The 22,057-nt window shown below is 46.0% G+C and carries 17 protein-coding genes; 2 read left to right on the top strand and 15 right to left on the bottom strand.

Annotated elements, in window-relative coordinates; genetic code table 11:
• Window positions 1-623: 623 nt before the first annotated feature.
• The 3 genes from J2Z66_RS36340 to J2Z66_RS36330 form a co-directional block, all read right to left on the bottom strand.
• Entirely contained in the window at window positions 624-1,502 is an 879-nt protein-coding gene (locus tag J2Z66_RS36340; RefSeq protein ID WP_209977870.1) for a TetR/AcrR family transcriptional regulator, read from the bottom strand.
• 18 nt (window positions 1,503-1,520) lie between these two features.
• Window positions 1,521-4,700: an efflux RND transporter permease subunit gene (locus J2Z66_RS36335; RefSeq protein ID WP_209977868.1), complete on the bottom strand. Its 3,180-nt coding sequence runs from the start codon at window positions 4,698-4,700 to the stop codon at window positions 1,521-1,523.
• 244 nt (window positions 4,701-4,944) lie between these two features.
• On the bottom strand, window positions 4,945-5,295 hold the full coding sequence (locus J2Z66_RS36330) for a hypothetical protein (RefSeq protein WP_209977866.1): 351 nt from the start codon (window positions 5,293-5,295) through the stop codon (window positions 4,945-4,947).
• A 243-nt stretch (window positions 5,296-5,538) separates the two neighbouring features.
• Here J2Z66_RS36330 and asnB point away from each other — a divergent pair, with 243 nt between their 5' ends.
• Window positions 5,539-7,383 (top strand): asparagine synthase (glutamine-hydrolyzing), encoded by a 1,845-nt coding sequence (gene asnB / locus J2Z66_RS36325; RefSeq protein ID WP_209977864.1) that lies wholly within the window; start codon window positions 5,539-5,541, stop codon window positions 7,381-7,383.
• Window positions 7,384-7,836: 453 nt separating this feature from the next.
• Here asnB and J2Z66_RS36320 read toward each other — a convergent pair whose 3' ends face one another.
• The 7 genes from J2Z66_RS36320 to J2Z66_RS36290 all read right to left on the bottom strand — a co-directional run bounded on the left by J2Z66_RS36320 (window position 7,837) and on the right by J2Z66_RS36290 (window position 14,756).
• A complete protein-coding gene (locus tag J2Z66_RS36320) occupies window positions 7,837-8,547 on the bottom strand; it encodes a non-canonical purine NTP pyrophosphatase (protein WP_209977862.1) in 711 nt (236 codons plus the stop codon).
• Entirely contained in the window at window positions 8,531-9,289 is a 759-nt protein-coding gene (gene rph, locus J2Z66_RS36315) for a ribonuclease PH (protein WP_209977860.1), read from the bottom strand. The genes J2Z66_RS36320 and rph overlap by 17 nt, the downstream gene beginning before the upstream one ends.
• A gap of 137 nt (window positions 9,290-9,426) precedes the next feature.
• Window positions 9,427-10,485: a GerMN domain-containing protein gene (locus J2Z66_RS36310; RefSeq protein WP_209977858.1), complete on the bottom strand. Its 1,059-nt coding sequence runs from the start codon at window positions 10,483-10,485 to the stop codon at window positions 9,427-9,429.
• 264 nt (window positions 10,486-10,749) lie between these two features.
• Window positions 10,750-12,066: an RNA polymerase factor sigma-54 gene (rpoN, locus tag J2Z66_RS36305; RefSeq protein WP_209977856.1), complete on the bottom strand. Its 1,317-nt coding sequence runs from the start codon at window positions 12,064-12,066 to the stop codon at window positions 10,750-10,752.
• Window positions 12,067-12,246: 180 nt separating this feature from the next.
• Window positions 12,247-13,149, bottom strand: coding sequence for a fumarylacetoacetate hydrolase family protein (locus J2Z66_RS36300; protein WP_209977855.1), 903 nt, complete (start codon window positions 13,147-13,149; stop codon window positions 12,247-12,249).
• A 55-nt stretch (window positions 13,150-13,204) separates the two neighbouring features.
• Window positions 13,205-13,978, bottom strand: coding sequence for an SDR family NAD(P)-dependent oxidoreductase (locus J2Z66_RS36295; RefSeq protein WP_209977853.1), 774 nt, complete (start codon window positions 13,976-13,978; stop codon window positions 13,205-13,207).
• 31 nt (window positions 13,979-14,009) lie between these two features.
• A complete protein-coding gene (locus J2Z66_RS36290) occupies window positions 14,010-14,756 on the bottom strand; it encodes an IclR family transcriptional regulator (RefSeq protein ID WP_209977851.1) in 747 nt (248 codons plus the stop codon).
• Between the two features lie 268 nt (window positions 14,757-15,024).
• Between J2Z66_RS36290 and J2Z66_RS36285 the strand changes: the two genes are divergently transcribed.
• Entirely contained in the window at window positions 15,025-17,634 is a 2,610-nt protein-coding gene (locus tag J2Z66_RS36285; protein ID WP_209977849.1) for a septation ring formation regulator EzrA, read from the top strand.
• A gap of 583 nt (window positions 17,635-18,217) precedes the next feature.
• On the opposite strand, the gene J2Z66_RS36280 is transcribed toward J2Z66_RS36285, so the two are convergent.
• The 5 genes from J2Z66_RS36280 to yfkAB all read right to left on the bottom strand — a co-directional run bounded on the left by J2Z66_RS36280 (window position 18,218) and on the right by yfkAB (window position 21,956).
• The gene (locus J2Z66_RS36280; RefSeq protein WP_209977848.1) at window positions 18,218-18,787 is read right to left on the bottom strand and encodes a manganese catalase family protein; all 570 of its coding nucleotides are present in this window, start codon (window positions 18,785-18,787) and stop codon (window positions 18,218-18,220) included.
• 14 nt (window positions 18,788-18,801) lie between these two features.
• A complete protein-coding gene (locus tag J2Z66_RS36275; RefSeq protein WP_209977846.1) occupies window positions 18,802-19,074 on the bottom strand; it encodes a spore coat protein CotJB in 273 nt (90 codons plus the stop codon).
• Entirely contained in the window at window positions 19,067-19,294 is a 228-nt protein-coding gene (locus tag J2Z66_RS36270) for a spore coat associated protein CotJA (RefSeq protein ID WP_209977844.1), read from the bottom strand. The genes J2Z66_RS36275 and J2Z66_RS36270 overlap by 8 nt, the downstream gene beginning before the upstream one ends.
• 160 nt (window positions 19,295-19,454) lie before the next feature.
• Window positions 19,455-20,786 (bottom strand): hemolysin family protein, encoded by a 1,332-nt coding sequence (locus J2Z66_RS36265; protein WP_209977842.1) that lies wholly within the window; start codon window positions 20,784-20,786, stop codon window positions 19,455-19,457.
• Window positions 20,787-20,819: 33 nt separating this feature from the next.
• Window positions 20,820-21,956, bottom strand: coding sequence for a radical SAM/CxCxxxxC motif protein YfkAB (gene yfkAB / locus J2Z66_RS36260; protein WP_209977840.1), 1,137 nt, complete (start codon window positions 21,954-21,956; stop codon window positions 20,820-20,822).
• Window positions 21,957-22,057 lie beyond the last annotated feature (101 nt).

The raw sequence follows: 22,057 nt of genomic DNA, 5'->3' as shown, positions 1-22,057 counted from the left end.
ATTTGTTGATTAACTTATTTCACATGATGTACCCTGAATCCTTTTATTTCACCAAAATTTCTTTAAGGTACCTAAGTAGTAACTGAAAAACATCATTAAAATCCCTTTTAACCACCCTGAGAGGCCATCCGGCCACTTTTAACGATGAAAATCATCATTAAAGTGGATGGTTGACCTAGATTCACTTACTTTAGTGATGAAAAACATCGTTAAGTGGAACGGCAGGCAGCAGCACTCGGTACACACACGTTCAATTCGGGGTAGGCTAGACGCTTCGTGGCCACTTCGGGACCACTTCGGGGTTGCTCTTCCAAAAAAATTAATTTCACTTAAAATTCAATAAGAATAATGCCCTGCTTGGGCGTCCTTTGAGGTACGTGTTCGAGACTTGGTTGCGTTGCGGAGGGAAAGGGATGTGAATACAATGAAGATTGGGCAGATTTCGATCTCATGAATCCAAATCAAATTGGCACAAATTCCAGACTTCCATAAAAAACTTATACTTTCCAGTCAGTTCAAGAAAAAAACCAAGCGGGTTAATTCCGCTTGGTCTTAATTGTTCTTGGTTCAAATTCTACTTTGTTCTAACTCTTTTTGGTTCTAATTCATGCTTGCCATGACAATCAGAGATACGATTCAATTTTTACGATGTGCTTTTTTAATTCGTTGATTTTTATTGTCTTCAATAGGGCCAACATCCCTTTAATGAGAACCTTGTGCGGCTGCTCCTTGGCGAACTCCTTCTCGATCAGATGCAGGGAGGAACGAATCTCCTCGATCTGATCATCCTGGATTTCGTGGTTCTCGATCAGCAAGCGGGCAGCCTCTATCTCCAAAAAAACGTTGGAATTCCTTTTTTTATCGCCAAACATATCCAGATTACAGAACTTTTCCAACTCAACTGCAGTCAGCAGCGGGGTTGCTCCGCCTTCCTTCATGCTTTTCATCATATCATCCAGCCTATCCAGCATAAACAGCGAGATTTGCTCAGGGTCGAGCCTATTTTGGTACAAGACAACCATCCCTAGATAACCGCTAAGAACAGCATTAAACATGACGGCTCCGTCAAAGGAATATGGACGTACGGCTTCACCATAGGCCTCAATGATGTTTTGTTGACAGTCCATGATCACTTTCCCTTGAAAGGAGAGCAGCATCCGGTGCATTTCATCATTGACCTCGACCCGTTCGCGCATCAATACGACTAAAAAATCACGATGCTCCTCCAGCTGCTGAAAATGTAAAATCACCTGCTTCACCAGCCGTTCTCTCGCGCTTAATTTAGGATCTTGCGCAAAGGACCTCTGTTTCTCAACCATAAGACCAACATAATGATGGCAAATCGAAACCAACAAATCTTCCTTGGAGCTGAAATAAAAATAAAGGGAACCTTTTGCCATACCGATGCTTTCAGCAATTACATGTATGGAAGTCGCATGATAACCTTTATCCGCAAAGGATTTGACAGCCGCCTCCATGATCTGAAGCTTCTTGTCATTCAACGAAGATCACCACCTGAATTATTCTTCTTCTGCGAGCTTCTTTTTACGAAATTTGGATAGGAATTCGTAGACAATCGGCACAATGACAAGTGTCAGCAAGGTCGAGCTGATCAAGCCTCCGATTACGGTAACTCCCAAGCCTTTCGATATCAGACTGCCGCTTGTACTTTCAAATCCAAGTGCCAGCGGAAGCAAAGCTCCTACAGTTGCTAAAGCCGTCATCAGAATAGGACGAAGTCTCGTACCCCCAGCTTCCAGAAGTGCTTCCCTGGTTGTCAGGCCTTCCATTTCTTTGTGACGAACCCGGTCAAGCAGCACGATCGCATTCGTAACGACGATACCTATAAGCATTAGAACCCCCATCATCGCAGATGCGCTGATCGTCTCCCCGGCTATGAGGAGTCCCAGCAAGCCGCCAATAACGGTAAACGGCAAGGAGAACAAAATAGCAAACGGTGTTAGTCCGCCTCCGAATGTGATGACCAGCAGCAAGTACACAATAGCGATTGCCGCGACAATAGCGATACCAAGCTGTGTAAAGGTTTCGTTGATTTGCTCTGTAATACCTCCAAAGTCCACACTTACTGAAGGAGGTAAGTTTAATTCTTTGATTTTCGTTTGAATATCACTTGATGCTTTACCAATATCCTTAGCCGTGATGTTGGCTGTAACATCTACAAAAAGTCGACCATCCTTACGGGTAACCGTATTGGCAGATGTGCCTGTGTCGATCTTGACTACATCTTTAATCGGAACTACAACGCCTAACGGTGAAGTAAGCGTAGCATTTCCTATCTCTTCGATATTGGCATACTCTGTATTCTCTACGTTCACATACACTTCTACGTCTTTACCCTCAACCTTCACCTTCGTCAGGACAGGGTTGTTTCTTTGCGGGCTCAGAGCCATCGCAATTTGACCTGCTGTAAGTCCATACTGGCTCAGCTTTTGCTGATCCGCCAGCAGTGTGTACTGCTCATACGTTTTTGATAAACTTTTTTCTACCTTCTCGAACGAAGAATCAGCCAGAATCAACTGCTCGATCTGATCGACGACAGGACGAATATCATCCAGGTTATCCCCGAACACGGAAAGACTCAGCTTGCTGCCTCCCAATCCACCGCCGCCAAAATCCATCTCGCCCCACTTGCCCTTAGGCTCCAGCTTGGAAAGTTCTTCAACAACTTTTGTTTTTTCATTAGCAAAATCTTTGATATCATGCTCAAAAAGAATATAGAAAAGCGCTGATTTGGAAGGTCCCGGACTCATCGGATTTTGCCCGCCAACCGAATATTGCAGATCCGTTACGCCTTCATGACTCAAAAGAAGTTTCTCTGCCTCCAAAGATGTCTTCTCTACATCAGAGAGCAACGCTCCTGGACCAGGGGAATAAGTAATCATTGCATATTTCTGTTCTTCCTCTGGCAGGAAGCTGACACCAACTACTTTAATCAAACCTAGACTGCTCACCAGCAATACGATTGCGATGGCGAAGGTGACTAACTTATGATTTAAAGTCCACTTCAGAACCCTCTGATAAAAAACGCCTAAAGCTCCCGGCTTTTCTTCATGAGCGACTTTTGTTTTCAAGCCTTTCTTAAACATCATATGCGCCAGCATCGGCACAACTGTAATGGCAACCAGCAAGGAAGCAAGCAGTGCAAATACCATCGTTAGAGCGAAAGGAAGGAATAATTGTCCGATCGGACCGCTCACTGTACCCAAAGGCAGGAACACTGCAATCGTCACAAGAGTAGAGGACAAAATCGGAACAAACATCTCACGGGTTGCATCAATAATTAATGCTTTCCCCTTCAGCCGCTCTGATCTCATCGACATACGCCTGAAATTGTTCTCAATGACGACAATCGAGTCATCGACCACCCGGCCTATGGCAACGGTCATAGCTCCCAAAGTCATGATGTTGAGGGTAATGTCCATTTGCTTCAGAACGACCAGCGCTATCAAGAGCGACAGAGGTATAGATACAATCGAGATGATGGTTGTCCGGATGTTGCGCAGAAACAGCATAATAACAACAATCGCGAACAGGGCGCCGAAGAGCGCTTTATTCAGCATCGTACTGACGGACTCCTCGATCGGTTTACCTTGATCCAGAAGGACAAGCACTTCAACTCCAGGTATAGTCTCTTTAATTTGCTCAACCTGGGCTTTAACATCGTTAACTACATCAACTGTATTCGAATCAGGACCTTTGGTAATGCTGATCCCGATTGACTCTTCCCCATTCGTGCGCGAGATGGACTCTACTTTGTCAACCATCTCCACCTTGGCAATATCCTGCAGTTTAACAGTTGGAATGCCTGCAGAACCAGCTGGAGCTTCTGCCTGACCCGGCTGCTGCGCCGCGGCTCCTTGTCCGGAACCTGCTGTACCTTCAGCCTGGGATGTCCCTTGAGGTCCTTGTGCTCCTGGAGACGCACCTTGGCCACCTGGAATCGCCGGAATCTGGATGTTGTTCAAGTCTTCGAGCGACGTAATATTTCCGTCCACTACGATCGTTTTCTCGGAGCCTTCCATTTCGAATAGGCCTAACGGTACTTTGATGGCTGAGGCTTGGATAATTCCTTTTACCATCTCTTCGCTTAGACCGAGACTGCTCATCTTCGCATTGTCAAAAGTTAAGAGAACCTCTTTCATCTGCTGGCCGGAAATCGTTACATTCCCAACGCCATCGATACCTTCAAGGCTTAACTTTAATTGTTCATTTACAATCTTTGTAATGTCCTCAAGTGATTTGTCTTTACTGGAGACACTTAAAGAAATAACCGGAAATTCATTCAAGCTGATCCGCGCTATATCGATATCCTGTACCCCTTGCGGCTTCGATATTTTCGAGGCTGCTTCGCGGAGTTCATTCTCCGCCTTTTCCATATTGGTGCCCGTCTTATACTGCACGATAATGGACGATACATTCTCCATGGAAGTAGAGCTGACAACGTCCACGCCTTTGAGGTTCTTAATTCTTTGCTCAATCGGCTTAGTCAGATTTTCCGCCACCTCTTCAGGTGCAGCTCCCGGATAGATCGCCGTAACGGTTGCAATCGGAAGCTCCAAATCAGGAATGGTCTCCTGCTTCATCGTCAATCCCGCATAAAGACCAGCAACTGTGACAATGATCGTGAGAATCCAGATTGCAAATTTGTTGTTTAAAGAAAACCCTATAATGCTTTTCACAGAACCACTCCCTATCTGTATGGTCGAACCTAGTTTGATCTCTACTAAATTTTAATCGAACTTGATTTGAATATCAAATGCTAGTTTTGTCTATTTATCGAACAGCATTCAAAAAAGCATCCGCCAAAACTTATAGTTTCCAGTTAGTTTATCAAAAAAACCGCTCAGTTCCACTTAAGGGAACTAAACGGTTAGGACGAGACGACTGTCTCATCATCTTGCAATTGTGAACGATAATATCGGATTATTCTATGTTTAGCCGCATAGCTAAATCAACAATTGCCGCTCTGGCATTTTGATCGGTTTTCAGCTTCTCATACAAAGCCTCAAACGCTCCGCGATTTTCAATAAATATGGGCTCATTTCTGATAGCGGTCTGGCTCCAGTTGATTAGCGTATTCTCGGATTGTACGAGCTCGTTGAATGCCCGATGAAGACCCGTACGTTCAATAATGGATTCCATCTCCTCCTGACCGATCTCAACACCTTCATCCTTCAGTTGGTTAACCCTCTTATCGCTTTGCTCACTTACTTGCATGAACTGCTCTTTGGATGCCAAATAATCCATTTGTGCTTTGGAGTACTTCTTTTTCATTTGTAGTCACCTTCAATTATTAGATTATGATGCCTTTTAGGTTATCTAAACGTGTTCCACCTATTGTAACAGGCGCGGCCGATAAATACAAAGCCCATTCAAGCAAGTGCCAAGCAACCCCCAAGCAAGTCCTCATTAAAGCTAGAAAGCAAGCAAGCTATGAGCCTTGTGGACAGACATTTTCTGCATCCGCTATGCATACCCTTAAACATCATGCTCTCTTCAGGAAAGGGATGAACGTCTATGTGCGGAATAACGGGATGGATAGATTGGCGGAAGGACCTGACTCTCTACCCGTCCATTCTAGAAAATATGACAGAAACACTGATTTCACGGGGTCCTGACGCTTCAGGTACATGGATATCGCAGCATTGCGCGCTTGGACACCGGCGCCTTTGCGTTATTGATCCGGACAACGGGTCCCAGCCCATGATTCGCAAACAAGGCGATAACACGTTTACTCTCGTATATAATGGAGAGCTCTACAATGCTTTGGAGTTAAAAAGAGAGCTCGAACAGCGCGGCCATGTGTTCCAAACCACGTGTGACACTGAGGTGCTGCTTGTCGCCTTTATTGAATGGGGCCGGGATTGCGTAGATCGCCTTAACGGTATTTTTGCCTTTGCAGCCTGGAATGATCTGGAACAGTCTTTATTTTTGGTAAGAGACCGGCTCGGGGTAAAGCCGCTTTTCTATGCCAATTATAGTGGTATGTTCTTGTTCGGGTCTGAGCCTAAAGCTATTCTGGCACATCCGGATTTCAAAACAGAGGTTGGCGCAGAAGGTCTCGCTGAAATTTTTGCTCTTGGGCCTGCACGTACACCCGGACACGGTATTTACCGCAATTTGTTTGAATTAAAACCAGGTCATTGTATGATCTACGACCGCAACGGTCTTACGACCAAAGCCTATTGGAAGCTGGAAAGCCACGCTCATCCTGATGATATAGACACTACTGCGGCTCGCATCGCTGAGCTTCTCAAGGACACAACGGAGCGGCAGCTTGTATCCGACGTTCCCATATGCTCCCTGCTTTCAGGCGGACTTGACTCCAGCGCGCTTACTGCCCTGGCAGCCAACCACTATAAGGAAACAGGCAAAGGGATCCTTCATACCTACTCGATTGATTATGTAGATAATAACAAGCATTTCAAAGCTAATGCTTTCCAGCCTAACTCTGACGCTCCCTGGATCAAACGCATGACTGAGTTTTTAGGAACAGAGCACCACGCCATTGAATTTGATACACCCGATTTAGTCGAGTCGCTGAAAGCAGTTGTATACGCCCGTGACACCCCCGGTATGGCGGATGTAGACGGATCTCTCTATTTATTTTGCAAAGAAATCAAAAAAGACGCTACTGTTGCCATTTCCGGTGAAGCCGCTGATGAAATTTTTGGCGGGTACCCTTGGTTTCATCGTGAGGATGCCCTGAAAGCAAACACATTCCCCTGGTCGCTTAGTTTACCAAGCCGGGTAGATTTGCTTTCTCCTGAACTGGTTGACTGGATCAAGCCAGCTTCCTATGTCAGCGATCGGTATCAGCAGGCTTTAGCCGAAGTCCCTCGGCTTGCCGGAGAAAATGAACAGCAGAACCGCATGCGGGAAATGTCTTATTTGAATATCACCCGTTTTATGCCAACCTTGCTTGATCGCAAGGACCGCATGAGCATGGCGGTTGGGCTTGAAGTTCGGGTTCCGTTCTGTGACCATCGTCTGGTCGAATATGTCTGGAACATTCCATGGGAAATTAAAACATCAGGCGACCGTGAAAAAGGAATACTGCGCAAGGCGTTAAGCGGTATTTTGCCAGAGGATGTACGTACCCGTAAAAAAAGCCCTTATCCGAAAACACATAATCCGAATTACCTGACTGCGGTTCGCAAATGGGTGCTGGAGATTCTGGATGATCGTACCTCCCCCCTGCTTTCTTTTATCGATGTGGACAAAATTCGTGCACTTGCAAGCACTGACTCTTCTTCGTTTAATTTCCCTTGGTTCGGCCAGCTTATGACAGGCCCTCAGTTGTTTGCCTATTTGGCTCAGGTTGATACTTGGCTGCGGACTTATCGTGTATCTATACGGTGAACACCTTGTGTCGTCCTTTGATGAGCGTGTTCGTGACACCAGTGCTTGGGAGGTAAGGGGTGTGGGCTCCAGCCGCTGTTAAAGATTTGTTCCCTCGAATGAAATGGATGTAGGGGCGGAACAAATCTTTAAAGGCGGACGCTATCGCTCTTCCTCCCACACCCCTTACCTCTTCAGTTGCAAAGGGCTGAACAAGCCATTCTCAAACGGACAGCCAGCAATTGTTTTCTCTCTTGGTTGGAGGAGACTTCCCAGCGGTCAAAGGCGCTGGAGATGCAGAGCTGTGAGGATCTGCTACTTTAACGTTGAAAAACATTGTTAAGTGTCAAACTTTCTAAAAACAAGCAAAAGGAACCTGGCCGTTGGGCAGGTTCCTTCTGTTTGGTTATCAGCATCATGCATAGTATCAAAACCACGCACTACTGCTGTTCATAATGCGCAGTGGTATTCCCCTTATGTGGTGAGAAGCCCAAAGAATTGGTTAAGCGCCTGTGCTCTGTGGCTAATCCGATTTTTCTCCTCTACTGTGAGCTCGGCCATAGTCCTGCCAAATTCCGGAACATAAAACAAGGGATCGTAGCCAAAGCCTCCCGTTCCCCGGGGTTCGTCCAGGATATATCCGTTGCAGCTCGCTTCAGTCTCTATCGTCTCGTGACAAGCTGTGTCAACTAGTGCAAGGGCACACACGAATGAAGCAGCACTAAGCAGCTTGGGAGCGGCAGCCTGTCCGTTAACAGAAGGTGCTGGCGGAAACACCGAAGTAAATGTAGGCTTCAGCGCAGCCGAAGTCTCAGCTTCTGCAGCAAGCTCTGACAGATTGGGCAGCTTCTGCAGCTCGCGCAGCAGTTTTTCATTATTTTGTTCATCCGTTGCATGCTCACCCGCATATCTCGCCGAATACACCCCTGGTTCCCCACCAAGCGCATTTACGCAAAGACCGGAGTCATCGGCCAGAACGGGAACATGAAGATAGGCGGAGATAACCTTGGCCTTAATTCTGGCATTGTCGGCAAAAGTAGCTCCATCCTCAACTATAGGGGGCAGCTCAGAATAATCATCCAAGCTGCGCACTCTTATGCCATTGGCTCCGAACAGCTCGGTGAACTCCTTTACTTTCCCTTGGTTACGAGTAGCGATGACGACTAAATTACCCTTTAACAGCATGATGAGCTCCTCGTATACGTTCACTGATAGGCCCTAGTACTTTACGCTGCTCCTCAATCATTTGCTGGATACCAGTCTCTGCAAGAGCTAGCAGCTCATCCAGCTCCTTCCGACTGAAGGGCGCTTCTTCCCCTGTACCCTGCACCTCTACGAATTGGCCCTCGCCAGTCATCACTACATTCATGTCTACCTTAGCCTGGGAGTCCTCATGATAATGAAGATCAAGCCGCGCAGTGTCGGCAATCACCCCAACGCTTACGGATGCAAGAAAGTCGGTAACCGGAAATTTGGCCATATGCTTATCATTGGCCAGCTTATTGAGGGCAAAAACCATGGCTACAAAAGCACCCGTTATCGCAGAAGTACGGGTCCCTCCATCCGCCTGGATCACATCGCAGTCAAGCGTAACCGAGCGCTCACCCAGCGCCTCTAGATCAACGACCGCACGAAGCGCCCGTCCGATCAAACGCTGGATTTCCATCGTACGTCCACCGAGCTTTCCTTTTGCCGACTCACGCTGATTGCGGACCTGGGTGGAACGCGGCAGCATCGAATACTCAGCAGTGACCCAGCCTTTGCCCTGGCCTTTCATAAAAGGAGGTACTCGCTCCTCAATCGTTGCGGTGCAAATCACTTTGGTATCTCCTACTTCAATAAGTACAGAGCCCTCCGCATGTTTTATGTAATGTGGGGTAATTTTGATAGGTCGCAGTTCGTTGTTTACTCTTCCGTCACTTCTCATTAAACTTGTCTCCTCCTGTAGGCTTCCATGGGAAGCTCTTCATTCCTCTGCTTCATTGTAACAAAGTACAGCGGGAAAAGCATCCAAACAAGTAAAAAGAGAGATTTTCATCCCCCTTTTTTGACAAAAATTTTAATTTACAGCTTGGCTGGATTGATATGGACGGGTCTTGAAACCGGATTGCTATAATTTTGTTCCCCATCTGTAGAAGTTACCTGCACAGCACCATCAACCATAATTTGCACTTTACCGATGCCTGTATTTTCCGTCAAGGATAAGATAACAGATTGCAGGGCATCTGAGGAGGCTTTACTGTCCTGGTTCAGCAGATTTTCCGAAAAATTCACGGTGACCAGATTCTCTGATGTTTTAACATTCTGCACTTGGGTATCCCCATTGATTACAGCGGAAAGTCCTTTTTTCGGATCGGGACCTTTAATCAGCTGATCCAGCACTGCAGCGACTACATCATCTGTTCTTTTGACCATTCGGGTTACTGGTACATAATATTTGTAATCTTGATCATTTTGATTCAAGAAATATAAAGTTACTGGAGTAGATTGCCCAAACTCTGCATCCTCGGACTTTTCAATGTTGATCCCCATCATACGGCTCAGCGGCTCGTCGAGCGGGGTTTTGCCAATTGGCATCTCTGTAAGGTCGGTTCCATTGACGCGAATCTGCACCTTTTCTACGGTAGGGAAGCTCGTTAAAGCCCAGGTAACACCCTCCAATATTTTCCTCTCATCTTGGGCCTCATAGTTAGCAAATTCCTTGGAAAAATCCACAATAGCCAGCTTGTTTTCGGCTTTAATATCAATTCCCTTAACAACGGTTCCTTGGGGCAGCAGAGCTTCAAACCCTGCAGGCAGCATATTGCTCACGGGTCCATCCTTTACCATGTATTCCAATGTTGTTCGGGCAACAGATGGTGTCTTCGGCAAATCCAGACTAACTGGGGTCACAAATCCCTTGGCATCTTTGACAAAAACGGTCATTGGAGTAAGATTTTCAGACGTTTCGACCACAGCAGTTCCTGAAGTTGTTTGAAGTTCCGCTTCCCCTCCTGCTCCTGCTTCCGCCTGAGGAGGATCAATCTGATTTTTCTCTCCGGCACCGAAAAGCGAACATCCGGTAGTCATTAAAACAATCACCCCCGCAATAGCTGCGGTACGAAACCACGATCTTTGTAGCATCTGCTTTTCCTCCTTTAATGGTGTGTGTGAGGCTCTCGCTTCACCTTAGCTTGTTTTTATTAATAGGTACTACTATGTATACGGGGATTTGTCCGATTTATAACTACTTTTTGTCCCAAAAAAAAGCCAAGCTTTTAATATTAAATAGGGGGATGTTTTCAGCTTTTCTATATCCAGAAAACAGAAAAAACCCATGCGGATCAGAAGTGATCGTTCCTCTAGAAAGGAGCAATACTTTGGACCTGCATGGGAAGCTTCCTTCTTTCAGCCTGAACTTCGCAGTCTTGATGAAAGGACATACATGTCCTCCCGATATTTCATCACCGTTCTGCGGGAGATTTGGATGCCTTCGTTCGTTAATATATCCGTAAGCTTCTGATCTGAAAGCGGAGAACGCTTATCCTCCTGATCAATCAGCACTTTGATTCTCGCCTTTACGCTTTCAGCAGATGCTGCACCACCTTTATCCGTTAATAGGCCTGAGGTGAAGAAAAAGCTTAATTCAAAAAAACCATGCGGCGTTTGAACATATTTATGCTGCACAGCCCTGCTCACTGTGGATTCATGCAGTCCTAATTGTAATGCGATCGTTTTCAAATTCAGCTGCTGCAAATGCGCAATGCCCTTTTCAAAAAAAGCCGCCTGCTCCTGCACAATCGCATCGATTACTTTGAAAAGCGTGTTCTGCCTATCCTTTAGGCTGCGAATCAGCCATTTTGCCGGTTGAACATGTGACCTTAAAAAATCCTTCGTCTGTTCATTATCGCTTTCAGCAGCAAGCTGCTTATAGTAAGGATTGATCGACAATTGGGGAAACGTCTGCTCATTCATAATAATTTTATAATCACCATGCTGTTTGTGGATAACTGCGTCCGGTACAATATAGCTTTGAGCAGTATGATTGTAGGGAAGTCCTGGTCGCGGATTCAGTGTTCGAACGTAGCTGATGGCGTGTCTTACCTCATCCATAGAAATTTTCAGTTTTTCGGCGATCCTTTTAAATTTGTTGGCTCCAAGCTCCGGTAAGCAATCGCTTACAATCCGCTGTGCCCATGGTGCTGCAGCAGAATCTCTGCTAATTTGCAGCTGTAAACATTCTTTCAGCCCCCTGGCCCCTACACCAGCAGGCTCTAGCGCTTGTAAGCAGCTCAATCCTCGCTCTACATCTTCCCTGCCCACTTGAAGCGTCATGCTAACATCATCCACATCCACCATCAAATAGCCATCATCGTTTAAATTTCCCGCTAAATATTTAGCCATTTCTTTTTGCTTTTCCGGAATTTCCAACCAATCAAGCTGCAGGGTAAGCATCATTTCCAACGTTTCCTCAGGACCGCCCCTATTGTTCAGCCACTCATCCGGACTGTAATTCGAATAGCTTGAAGCACCTTGCTTCTGCTTTTTCTTTAGCTTCAAGGAATGCCAATTGAGATCAAGCATTGGGTTTCCTGCGGCCTGTTCTTGCAAATAATCAACCAAATCAGCTGACGACAGCTGCAGTATATGAATAGATTGCTTTAATTGAGGCGTAATACTTAATTTAACCGTCTGTACCTGAGTCAAAGAAAAGTGAGGATTCATGTATGTTCCACCTGCCTAGGTTGTTTGAAGGTTTACCCCGGTAGCCTACATTATACCCCAACTTAAATGCCACGCCTATCCTTAACAATTGAAAACAGCATACAAAAAGAGTGCATCTTCTCCCTGCAGTAGGGATCCATGCACTCTTTTATAAGTAACTACTATAGTAGAAACGCTTTTCTATGCTTCTGTAACCAAACGATTTGTTAAAGAGCCAAGCTTTTCAATTTCGATCGTAACCACATCTCCGTTTTGGAGGTAAACTTGTTTCTCCTTCGGATAGCCCATTACCACACCTTCAGGTGTACCTGTCAGAATGATATCTCCTGGCACCAAGGTGAAATGCTGAGAAATATAGCTAACGATTTCATCGCAATGGAAAATCATATCCGAAGTATTGGAGTTTTGGCGCACCTCACCATTAACAATGGATTTAATTTCGAGGTCATTCGGGTTGCCAACTTCGTCCGCAGTTACAAGATACGGTCCAAGCGGGGAGAAGCCGTCACAAGTTTTGCCAAGCAGCCATTGCTGCGTTCTGAGTTGCAGATCACGAGCAGACAGATCGTTCACATTGCAGTATCCAAATACATGGCTAAGCGCATCTTCTTTGGAAACATATTTAGTATTTTTACCGATTACTATGACCAGCTCTGCTTCATAATCCACTTTTTGTGAATTTCTAGGCAGTTCAACATCGTGGCCATGGCCAGTTAACGTATTATTAAATTTGTTAAAAAGAATTGGATATTCTGGAACTGGTGAATTGGTTTCCTCAGCATGCTTGCGATAGTTCAAACCAATACAAATAATTTTATTTGGGTTCGTCACGCATGGCCCCAATGTTAGTTCAGCTTCATTCAGCAGGTACAAGCAGTTTTCCCCTGCACTGCTAAGCGCTTTGTCAGTAAAGCTCTGTAAAGCAGCCACTGCCTCTTGTCCACCATCAATAACAGCATGAACGTTTTGTGGTACTCCTTCGCCGGAGACTTGTCCCAAAGCTGCAGTTACATCCAGTACGCCGCGCTCTGTTTGAACCCCTAACCGATATTCATTGTGAACGATGAAAGTAAGTAATTTCATAATTATTGTGCCGCCTCTCTGTTAATCAATGGTTTAAACCCGTTAGCTGGAAAAATTATGCGTTTTTACCGAAGACGGCGCCGCCGTCAATGTATAGCGGAGATCCCATCATGAACTTCGATTCATCGGAAGCAAGGAACAATGCTGCATTAGCCACATCCTCCGGCATACCAAGCTCCCCACTAAGCTGACGCAGCTTGATGGACGCGATTGCCGCTTCAGGATCATCGTAAGAATTTTTCAAATAATTCTCTACGAACGGAGTGAAAATCGTTCCAGGTAGCAGCGCATTGACACGAATACCATAGGAAGCATAATCTACCTGCATAGACTTAGTCAGCGCAAGTACTGCACCCTTGCTCGCTCCATAGGAGGCTCTGCGTGCAAGCCCGATTTCGGCTACGCAGGATGACATATTAATGATACTGCCATAGCCCTTCTCCATCATATGAGGAAGCACATATTTGCTCGGAATAAATACTCCCTTTACATTAATGTTCATAACGCGATCCCACTGGTCAGGCTCCACTTCATGCAGAGCGCCTACCCCGCTGATACCGGCATTATTAAATAGTACATGGATTTGCCCGTATTCGTCAATAACTTGATCGATCATCGTCTTAACGCTTTCGGCATTCGTTACATCCGCTTGAAAAAATGCGGCTTTTCCTCCGGCAGCTTTAATCAGCTCTACAGTTTCCTGCCCATTCTCGATATTTAAATCATTGACAATAACTGTAGCTCCTTCTTTCGCAAACAATAGTGCAGAACTTCTGCCTATTCCCGATCCCGATCCTGTAATTAAGGTCACTTTATCCTGCAGTCTCATACATGCACACTCCTCATATTTTGCTAACTGTTTAACCTTGAGATAATCTTAAAGCTAACTTAGTCATTTCCGTGCGTGCCAGCTCATGCTTGCTATCCCATGCGTGCTTTGGCATCGAACAGCTCACGGCTGCAACGACACGTCCTTGCGAATCACGAATCGGCACTGCTACACACTTAAAACCGATGACCGATTCCTGGTCATCCGTCGTATAGCCTTTCATACGCGCTTCAGCTAACTGCTCCAGCAGCTCGTTTCTAGAGGTCAAGGTATAGGGAGTTAAAGCATGCAGCTTTTCTTCCTTATACAGCTGCTTGAGCTCGGCATCGGTGTGATCCGTTAACAGCGCTTTACCAAGAGCCGTGGAATATGCCGGAAACTTCATTCCCGGTTCAGAAGTAAGACGTACAGGTGTCGGCGCTTCCTCTTTCCCCAAATACAAAGCCTCTCCGTCTTCAAGCTTAGCCAGTTGGATCGTTTCGCCCAGAGCTATCTTCGTTTGCGACGCTTCACGATGAAAAAGTGAAATCAGGTCAAATTGGCGGAAGAAAGCGCCCCCGAGCAAGCCAAAATAAGATCCAAGCGCGTAGGTGTCTCCCTTGTCACGAACTACCCAATGCAGCTCTTCCATCGTATGAAGCAGGGAGAACATGGAGCTTTTGTTGATATCCAGCTTTTTGGACAAATCAATCAACTTCAGCTGGTTAGGTTCGGATGCAATCAAATGAAGAATGTCGTTTGCTTTCTGCAGCGCGGGAACCCAGTACTTGCGCTCCATAGTCCCTCCCTCTAAACGGTTTTCTATAATAAACTTAGTTTATATATTTCTATCATGATTTTAACACTCCCCTTATCATTGGTCAACCGCCAAAAAACCGTTAGAACTTGTAAATCAAAAATCACTAAAAAGGCATCTGAAAATAATGAAAAATATGGAAAGAAAAGTGCCTGTTTGCAATGAAAAGTGATAGTTTTCATGTTATGATGAGCTGGAGCATGGAGTGGAGTTTATTTCATGATAGAGTTCATGATGGGGGAGTTATGGAATGAAAAAGTTAGCAGGTCTCTTCATATTACTTAGCTTATTATTCGGCCAAATCGCATACGCTGCGGAAATTCCAAATAAAAAGGGGATCGTCACTGATCTTGCCGGAATGTTCCCCAAGGACCAAATCCAAAGCCTGGAGAAAGCTTCCGTAGATAAGACATACAAGTTTTATATACTTACTGTGGAAAGCCTGGGTGGAGAAAACTCCGCAGATTATGCTTCGAGTGTATATAACTCCTGGAAATTGCAGGCTAACGATATCCTGCTCTTAATTTCCAAAAACGAACGCCGCATCGAAATGAATTTCAAAAATAGTGAGCTGCAAGCCCAGATGGATGCACTGGGTCCTGACTATGATCAAGACGGATCGCTTGACCAAAGCAAGCTCGAAGAGTTTGTGACGAAGCATTTTATCCCCTGGGCCAAAAAAGGAGATTTCGTGCAAGCATCCCTGACGCTGGTGAACGAGACTAACCGCTTAATAGCCCCTGTCCCAGTACCAACAGGAAGTAAAGAAGTAGCAACGGCAACGGCCCTCCCTGCTTCCTCTTCGCCTACTGCTGCTATTCAACAGAAAAGCACTGTAGATATAGAACAGATAGGTACCTATGTAACCTTTGTTGTCCTTGCAGCAGCAGCTCTTGTCCTTATTATGATAGGCTGGAGCAAAAAAAGAAGGCTTGCCAGCCTGCGTCCTTCTATATCAAGCCTCCTGGTGGAAACCCATCGAGCGAACGAAGAGCTTCGGCCATTCATGGGTATGACTCAAGGTACAACTGCCCGTATGGTCCAGGCAATTGACGAGCAATTAGCCAGCCTGATGGTACAGGTAGGGGCTTTGGAAAAAGAGTTTGAAGAAACCAAGGTGTTTCTGCTTCATATCGGCAAGTTAAACCAGCTATATGGCAAATACAAAAAGCATATTGATATGTTGGCTGCATCGCTGGCGGAAAGAAGGAAGGACATCGAACATATTGTGGAAACCGACAAAACGGTGAAGCGATCGATTCATGAACTTGCTGATAATCTACAGACCCTCAAAGCCGAATTAAACAAAGCAGTCACGGAAACTTCCTTCCCGTTGACCCGCATTTTTGAAGAATGTGCCGTCATAGAAACGGAGCTAAAAGAATCCGATGACCTTGATGTCTTTGATCCTATTGAAGCAGAAAAACTGATTCATAGTGCGGCTGAAAAATGTAAGCAAACCTCTCATGCTTTAAAGCTTGTGCCCGGCTACAAAAACAAATATCACACTTTTCCAGCAACGGCAGCCGACTTCCGCGAACAAATCGCTGACATCATCCGGTTGAATCATCTTACGAATGTGATGGAGCGGTTAAATCCTTTTGCCAGAATCGATAAATCCCGTGAAATCGCTGAAACGATGTACGTTGAGCTGCAGCAGGGCAATTTAAACCTGGTTATTAAATGGGCCGAGGAAATCGACAGACTGCTGGCTAAAGCCTTAGCCATGACGAATCGGCAAGCCAGTTTACGGCAGCAAAATCAAAAAGACATTCAATTTATAGAAAACGAATTGAAGTCTTGCGAGGCAGAAGTACGCTATTTATCCGAGGAATTAATGAGGATGCGCTCCGCTTATACCGAGAATCACTGGAAGCTGCTCGAAGAACGTCTCGTGCTGATGAAGAGTCATCTCCGCGGCGCCGAGGAACAGCTTCCACAAATCAAGCTGCTAAGTCATGATGACCGTCAGGAATTCGACCTTGCCCGTGCAGGGTTGGACGATTGGCTGACGAAGCTGAACGAAGCAGATACGATCTCCCGGCAGTGCCGGGATGCTTTCCGCAGCTTGGATGAGCGTCTGGCACGGGCAAGACAGCAGAATGATGACCTCTGGCAGCTGTTCGAGCAGACACGCAGTCTTATCCACAGCGAATCTCTGCCTATTTCAACCCTTTGGGAGCAGATCATCGAAGCGGCCTATAACTCTCATCAAAGGCTGAGCGGTTGGCTAAACGCCATCCGGTTTAACCTTGATGATATAGAGAACGAGCTGAACCGGCAGCGTGACAGTCTGACTGATTTCAATCAAGCCGTCAAACAGATGATAGAAGAAAAACGTGACGCCGAGCGTCAATTCCAATACGCTGCGCAGCAGTATCAAGCGATGCATTTACGGGCAGGTTCGCGTATCAACGGCAGAAGATACAGCAGCAGCTACAGCTCGCTGATGGATGATGCCAAAAGCCTGATGGCGAAGGGCTTGTTCGCGGAGGCGGCCAGCCGGATTGGCGGGGTAGGCACACTTATCAATCAAATGAACCATGAGTACAACCAAGCTATAGAAGCAGAACGTGCGGAGGAGCGGCGAAAACAAGCAGAACATCAAAGAAAACTGAGCCGACAAAGGCAGGAAAGCCTGCAAAACCAGGCAAAACAGGAGAGACAAGAAAGACAGAAAAAGCAGGAAAGAAAGGAAAGACAGTCATCGGGAGGCGCTTCATGGGGAGGCTCAAGCTCATCCAAAAACTCCTCTGGCGGAGCTTCCTGGGGATCCAGCTCCAGTTCATCGAGCAAATCCAACAAGCCTAACAAGCCTAAACCGCCTGGCGGCAATTCATCCGGGGGAGCAAATTGGTAGTCCCCCCTTTTTTTCGTCATACCCAGATCTCTTGATCACCTGCTATAAACTTAACGATGTTTTTCATCGCTAAACAACCCGGTTTTCTCTAAGCATCTCTTTTAGCGATGAAAAACATCGTTAAAAGCACCCAATCGAACGAGCTTGGGTCCAAAATGCATGTTTAGTGATATAAAACATCGTTAAGTAGCCGGATAACGTGGAATTGCCTATTTTAATAATGAAAAACATCGTTAAAGTGTCAGGTAGCGTGTTTTCGCCTCTCTTAATGATAAAAACATCGTTACTTGGACGCGGAAAAAAGGCTACGAAATGGATTTGGCAAAAAATGTTGCAGCTGTGGTTGTGATTCGTGTTTGCGATTGTTGTGGTTAAGATAGGTTAAGATAGTAGTTACTATAGTGGATACTGGCTTGCTGCTGTATAGTGATTGTGGATTTAGTTAGGTTTGTGGCAACCTGAATGACATTTCGAGTATAACGTACCGATCATAACTGTAAACATAGAGTGAAGTAAGAGTGAAAAAGAGGGTGCCCCTCAAGTAGATTAATCTACTTAGGGGCACCCTCTTTTACTTATGCCGCTAAAAAACCTTTTGCGTATCCCGATCCATCTTCAGGATCTCTACCGCTTCGCGGAAACGAAGGGAATGGATGATTTCCCGCTCCCGCAGAAACTTGAGGCCATCCTGCAGATCGACATCATCCGTTAAATCAATTAACCATTGATAGGTCGCACGCGCTTTTTCCTCAGCAGCTATATCCTCGTAAAGATCGGCAATTGGATCTCCCTTGGCTTGAATGTAGGCAGCCGTCCATGGTACCCCCGCCGCATTCTCGTAGTACAGTGCCTTGTCATGAGCCGCGTAATGATCATCGAGTCCTGCAGCTTTTAATTGCTCTACAGTGGCATCCTTAGTCAGCTTGTAAACCATAGTGGCAATCATTTCCAAATGTGCAAATTCTTCGGTTCCAATATCCGTTAACAGCCCTATCACTTTATCGGGGATCGTATACCGTTGATTTAAGTAGCGAAGTGCTGCAGCCAGCTCACCGTCAGCCCCACCGTATTGCTCTAGAAGCAGCTTTGCCATACGTGGATCACATTTACTTACCCTGACTGGATACTGGAGCTTCTTTTCATAAACCCACATGTACGTTTCCCTCCCTAAACCTGCCAAGGCCACGGGGTTTGAACCCATTGCCAAGGATGTTTGGTAAAGCTCTGTCCGAAGGGCATTAACGGACCAAACTCAAGCTCGAATTGCTGGGCAAGCTGCATTCTTTTTTGAGCGAATTGGTTGTACTGCTGGATGGAAGCGAGATCATCAGGGTGAGTATCCAGGTAAAGAGTAAGCTCCACAAGAACAAAATCAACCGCCTGTAGATCATGAAGAGCCTTGTGGTAATGCTCAGGCACGGGTCTGCTCGGGCTATTCATGGCTAGGTCTCCCTTCGAGCATTCGGGACTCATAAGGACTAAACAGAGCAGGCCATAAGGTGCCGCGCTTCAACGCTTCATACGGGCTAAATTGAGGAAGTCCAGGCGGCTGGAAGCTCATAAATAGCTGTGGCGGTACCAGGTAAGCTTTTTCCCGTATAGGTGGGCAAGGATCACAGGGACTGACATATGGGAAGTACACTCTTACTTGCTTATACAAGGCAGGTCCTCCTTCTCACAAAAATGAATCAAGCATCAAGCATATTAATTCATTATATGAGTGCAGAAAGGTTCAATAGACCTCCTTGAAGTTTTCTTTTTGCTGGTTGCTTTATTGCAGATTGCTTTATGGTGATTTTCTTTATGCCGGTTTATTTTAGTTATTCTCCGGTTTGCTCCCTGGCTATCTTCTTAATATGAACACGCAGAACACGCAGCCTGTCGATTTCTGTGATCTCGAACAGATGGTCTTCGTAGGTTACTTTTTTGCCTTTTAGGGGAGGTCCCTCCAGCTTCTTAAACAGCCAGCCGCCAATCGAATCGACATCATCATCTTCAATGCCTAACCCGAGCATGTCGTTAAGTTCCTCTATAAGCATTCGCCCATCTACAGAGTAGTAATCCTCTTTCTTTTCAATGCTGGACCTTTCATTCTGATCGAATTCATCGTGAAGCTCACCAACGATCTCCTCCAGTATTTCTCCCAGAGTAACCATTCCCGCTGTGCCTCCGTATTCATCAACGACGATGGCCAGCTGCGAATGCTTCTTCTGCATCTGCTTGAGGACGAGACTAATTTCCATCGATTCCGGAACATTGAGAATGGGTCTGATGAACGTCTGAAGGTTCTGTTCTTCGTCAGGATCCGCTGTGAGCAGGTCAGCAATATGAACGAAACCAATAATTTGATCTTTATCTTCTACGCCAACCGGGTAGCGGGTATGCTTCGTTTCGTATACCATCTGCAAATTCTCTGCAAAGGACAGATCGAGGAACAGGCAATCCATATCCGTTCGCGGCAGCATCACTTCACGGGCGATACGGTCAGAAAATTCAAATATGTTATCAAAAAGCTGCATCTCATCCTTGTTGATATGTCCGCCTCGGACACTTTCATCCATAAGAATACGAAGCTCTTCTTCGGTGTGGGCGGCTTCGTGTTCACTTGCAGGCTCAACGCCTATCCATCGCAGAAACGTGTTTGCGGCTGCATTCAACACCCATATAATCGGCTTGAACAAACGGTAGAAAAAAAGCAGCGGTGCAGATAGCCATAAAGAGGCCACCTCCGGCTTCTGGATAGCGAACGATTTGGGAGCCAGCTCCCCTAGTACGATATGCAAGAAAGTAATGACCGCAAAAGAGATGATAAACGCCAGAGAATGCGTAAACACCGTTGATTCTATATGCAGAGAATGAAATATAGGTTCAACGATCAGCGTTGAGATTGCCGGCTCTCCCACCCATCCCAAACCCAGCGAGGCTAATGTAATCCCCAGCTGTGTCGCAGATAAATAGGTGTCCAGTTTTTTGGTCACCGTCAAGGCGAATTTCGCTTTGCCGCTGCCTTCATTTACAAGCTGCTGGATCCGCGATTGCCGGACCTTCACCAGCGAGAATTCGGCGGCAACGAAAAAACCGTTGAGAAGAACAAGAAACAACACCAAAAGCGTATTTATAATAATCTGGTCCCATTCAAATGTTGTATGCATAAGTGAATGATTTCTCCTTCAGCTTTTAGCAGCTTATCGAATAGCTTGACGTTTCGTAAAATCCACCTGTGGATAGTAAGAATCAGCAACAAGAAGATTAGGTCCGCAGCAATTGGCCTCACTACAAAAGCAGTTGACACGAAGATTGAGCGGGTGGTTCGCCCAGCGGGCAAAAATATCATCAAATCCATCCGCCTTCACATTGCCGAGCGGAGGCTCATTGGCAAAATCAGTTACATACACATCACCGGTGAACAAGCTGACATTAAGCCGGTTGCGCCCATCGGGATCATTGCGGACAGTCACATTCGGCTCGCTGCGAAGCCTGCTCAGCAGCTTTTGCTCAGCTTCCCCTTCGTTACATGCATAGAAGGGCAGCGTTCCGAACAGCATCCACAGCTGCGGATTGCGGCTATCCAATAATCGCTCAATAGCGATGCGGATTTGGTCTAGCGACAGCAGCGGCAGATGAGCCGCAAAGGAGCTTGGATACATAGGATGCACTTCATGTCTTTTGCAGCCCATCTCATCTATCAGCTTATGAATATCGGCCAGCTTTTCGTGAGTACGCATGTTGATCATCGACTCTGCGGATACGAAAAGTCCGCCGCGGCTAAGCGCAACTGTGTTTTCCACCATCCGTTCGTACATACGGGCAGCAATATCACGACTTACAGGGCGGTTCGAATTTACGAAACCGACCTGATGAAAATCATCTGCATGTAAATAATTAAATGAAATATGCATAACATCCAGGAAAGGGGCAATTAGCTCGTAGCGGGCTAAATCCAAGGTTACATTAGAATTCATCTGCGAGCGAATGCCGCGATCACGTGCATATTGCAAGATCGGGAGAATGTATTCCTTCATCGTTTTCTCGTGATAGGAGGGCTCTCCTCCGGTAATACTGATCGTCTCCAGATGCTCGACCTCATCCAGACGCTTTAGCAAAAGCGGCAGCGGTAATCTCGGACCTTCCTTCATGGTTAACGAATCGCCTACGGCACAATGCTCGCACCGCATATTACAAAGATTGGTAACCGTTAATTCCACACTGGTAACCACATGCTTGCCATATTTCCTTAAAGAGCCAATCGGATCCCACGGATCATTGTGGGGGGAAAGTTCGGGAAGCCCGGGAAGCAAAGATTGAATTGAGTTTATATTCATGAAGACATTCACACCTGACGTTTATTTTTACTTATAGCACTAAATCCTATGTTTTATATTGTACCTGATGCCTGATAAAAAAGAAAACGAGCCCTACAAGA

It is taken from the genome of Paenibacillus eucommiae (assembly GCF_017874215.1).
Lineage (GTDB): Bacteria > Bacillota > Bacilli > Paenibacillales > NBRC-103111 > Paenibacillus_AI > Paenibacillus_AI eucommiae.
This window is presented reverse-complemented; position numbering and strand designations above follow the sequence as displayed.

Coding starts and splice junctions, on each gene's coding strand:
- J2Z66_RS36330 (WP_209977866.1), bottom strand. CDS start 5,295: ATGAAAAAGAAGTACTCCAAAGCACAAATGGATTATTTGGCATCCAAA.
- asnB (WP_209977864.1), top strand. CDS start 5,539: ATGTGCGGAATAACGGGATGGATAGATTGGCGGAAGGACCTGACTCTC.
- J2Z66_RS36320 (WP_209977862.1), bottom strand. CDS start 8,547: ATGCTGTTAAAGGGTAATTTAGTCGTCATCGCTACTCGTAACCAAGGG.
- rph (WP_209977860.1), bottom strand. CDS start 9,289: ATGAGAAGTGACGGAAGAGTAAACAACGAACTGCGACCTATCAAAATT.
- J2Z66_RS36310 (WP_209977858.1), bottom strand. CDS start 10,485: ATGCTACAAAGATCGTGGTTTCGTACCGCAGCTATTGCGGGGGTGATT.
- rpoN (WP_209977856.1), bottom strand. CDS start 12,066: ATGAATCCTCACTTTTCTTTGACTCAGGTACAGACGGTTAAATTAAGT.
- J2Z66_RS36300 (WP_209977855.1), bottom strand. CDS start 13,149: ATGAAATTACTTACTTTCATCGTTCACAATGAATATCGGTTAGGGGTT.
- J2Z66_RS36295 (WP_209977853.1), bottom strand. CDS start 13,978: ATGAGACTGCAGGATAAAGTGACCTTAATTACAGGATCGGGATCGGGA.
- J2Z66_RS36290 (WP_209977851.1), bottom strand. CDS start 14,756: ATGGAGCGCAAGTACTGGGTTCCCGCGCTGCAGAAAGCAAACGACATT.
- J2Z66_RS36285 (WP_209977849.1), top strand. CDS start 15,025: ATGAAAAAGTTAGCAGGTCTCTTCATATTACTTAGCTTATTATTCGGC.
- J2Z66_RS36280 (WP_209977848.1), bottom strand. CDS start 18,787: ATGTGGGTTTATGAAAAGAAGCTCCAGTATCCAGTCAGGGTAAGTAAA.
- J2Z66_RS36275 (WP_209977846.1), bottom strand. CDS start 19,074: ATGAATAGCCCGAGCAGACCCGTGCCTGAGCATTACCACAAGGCTCTT.
- J2Z66_RS36265 (WP_209977842.1), bottom strand. CDS start 20,786: ATGCATACAACATTTGAATGGGACCAGATTATTATAAATACGCTTTTG.
- yfkAB (WP_209977840.1), bottom strand. CDS start 21,956: ATGAATATAAACTCAATTCAATCTTTGCTTCCCGGGCTTCCCGAACTT.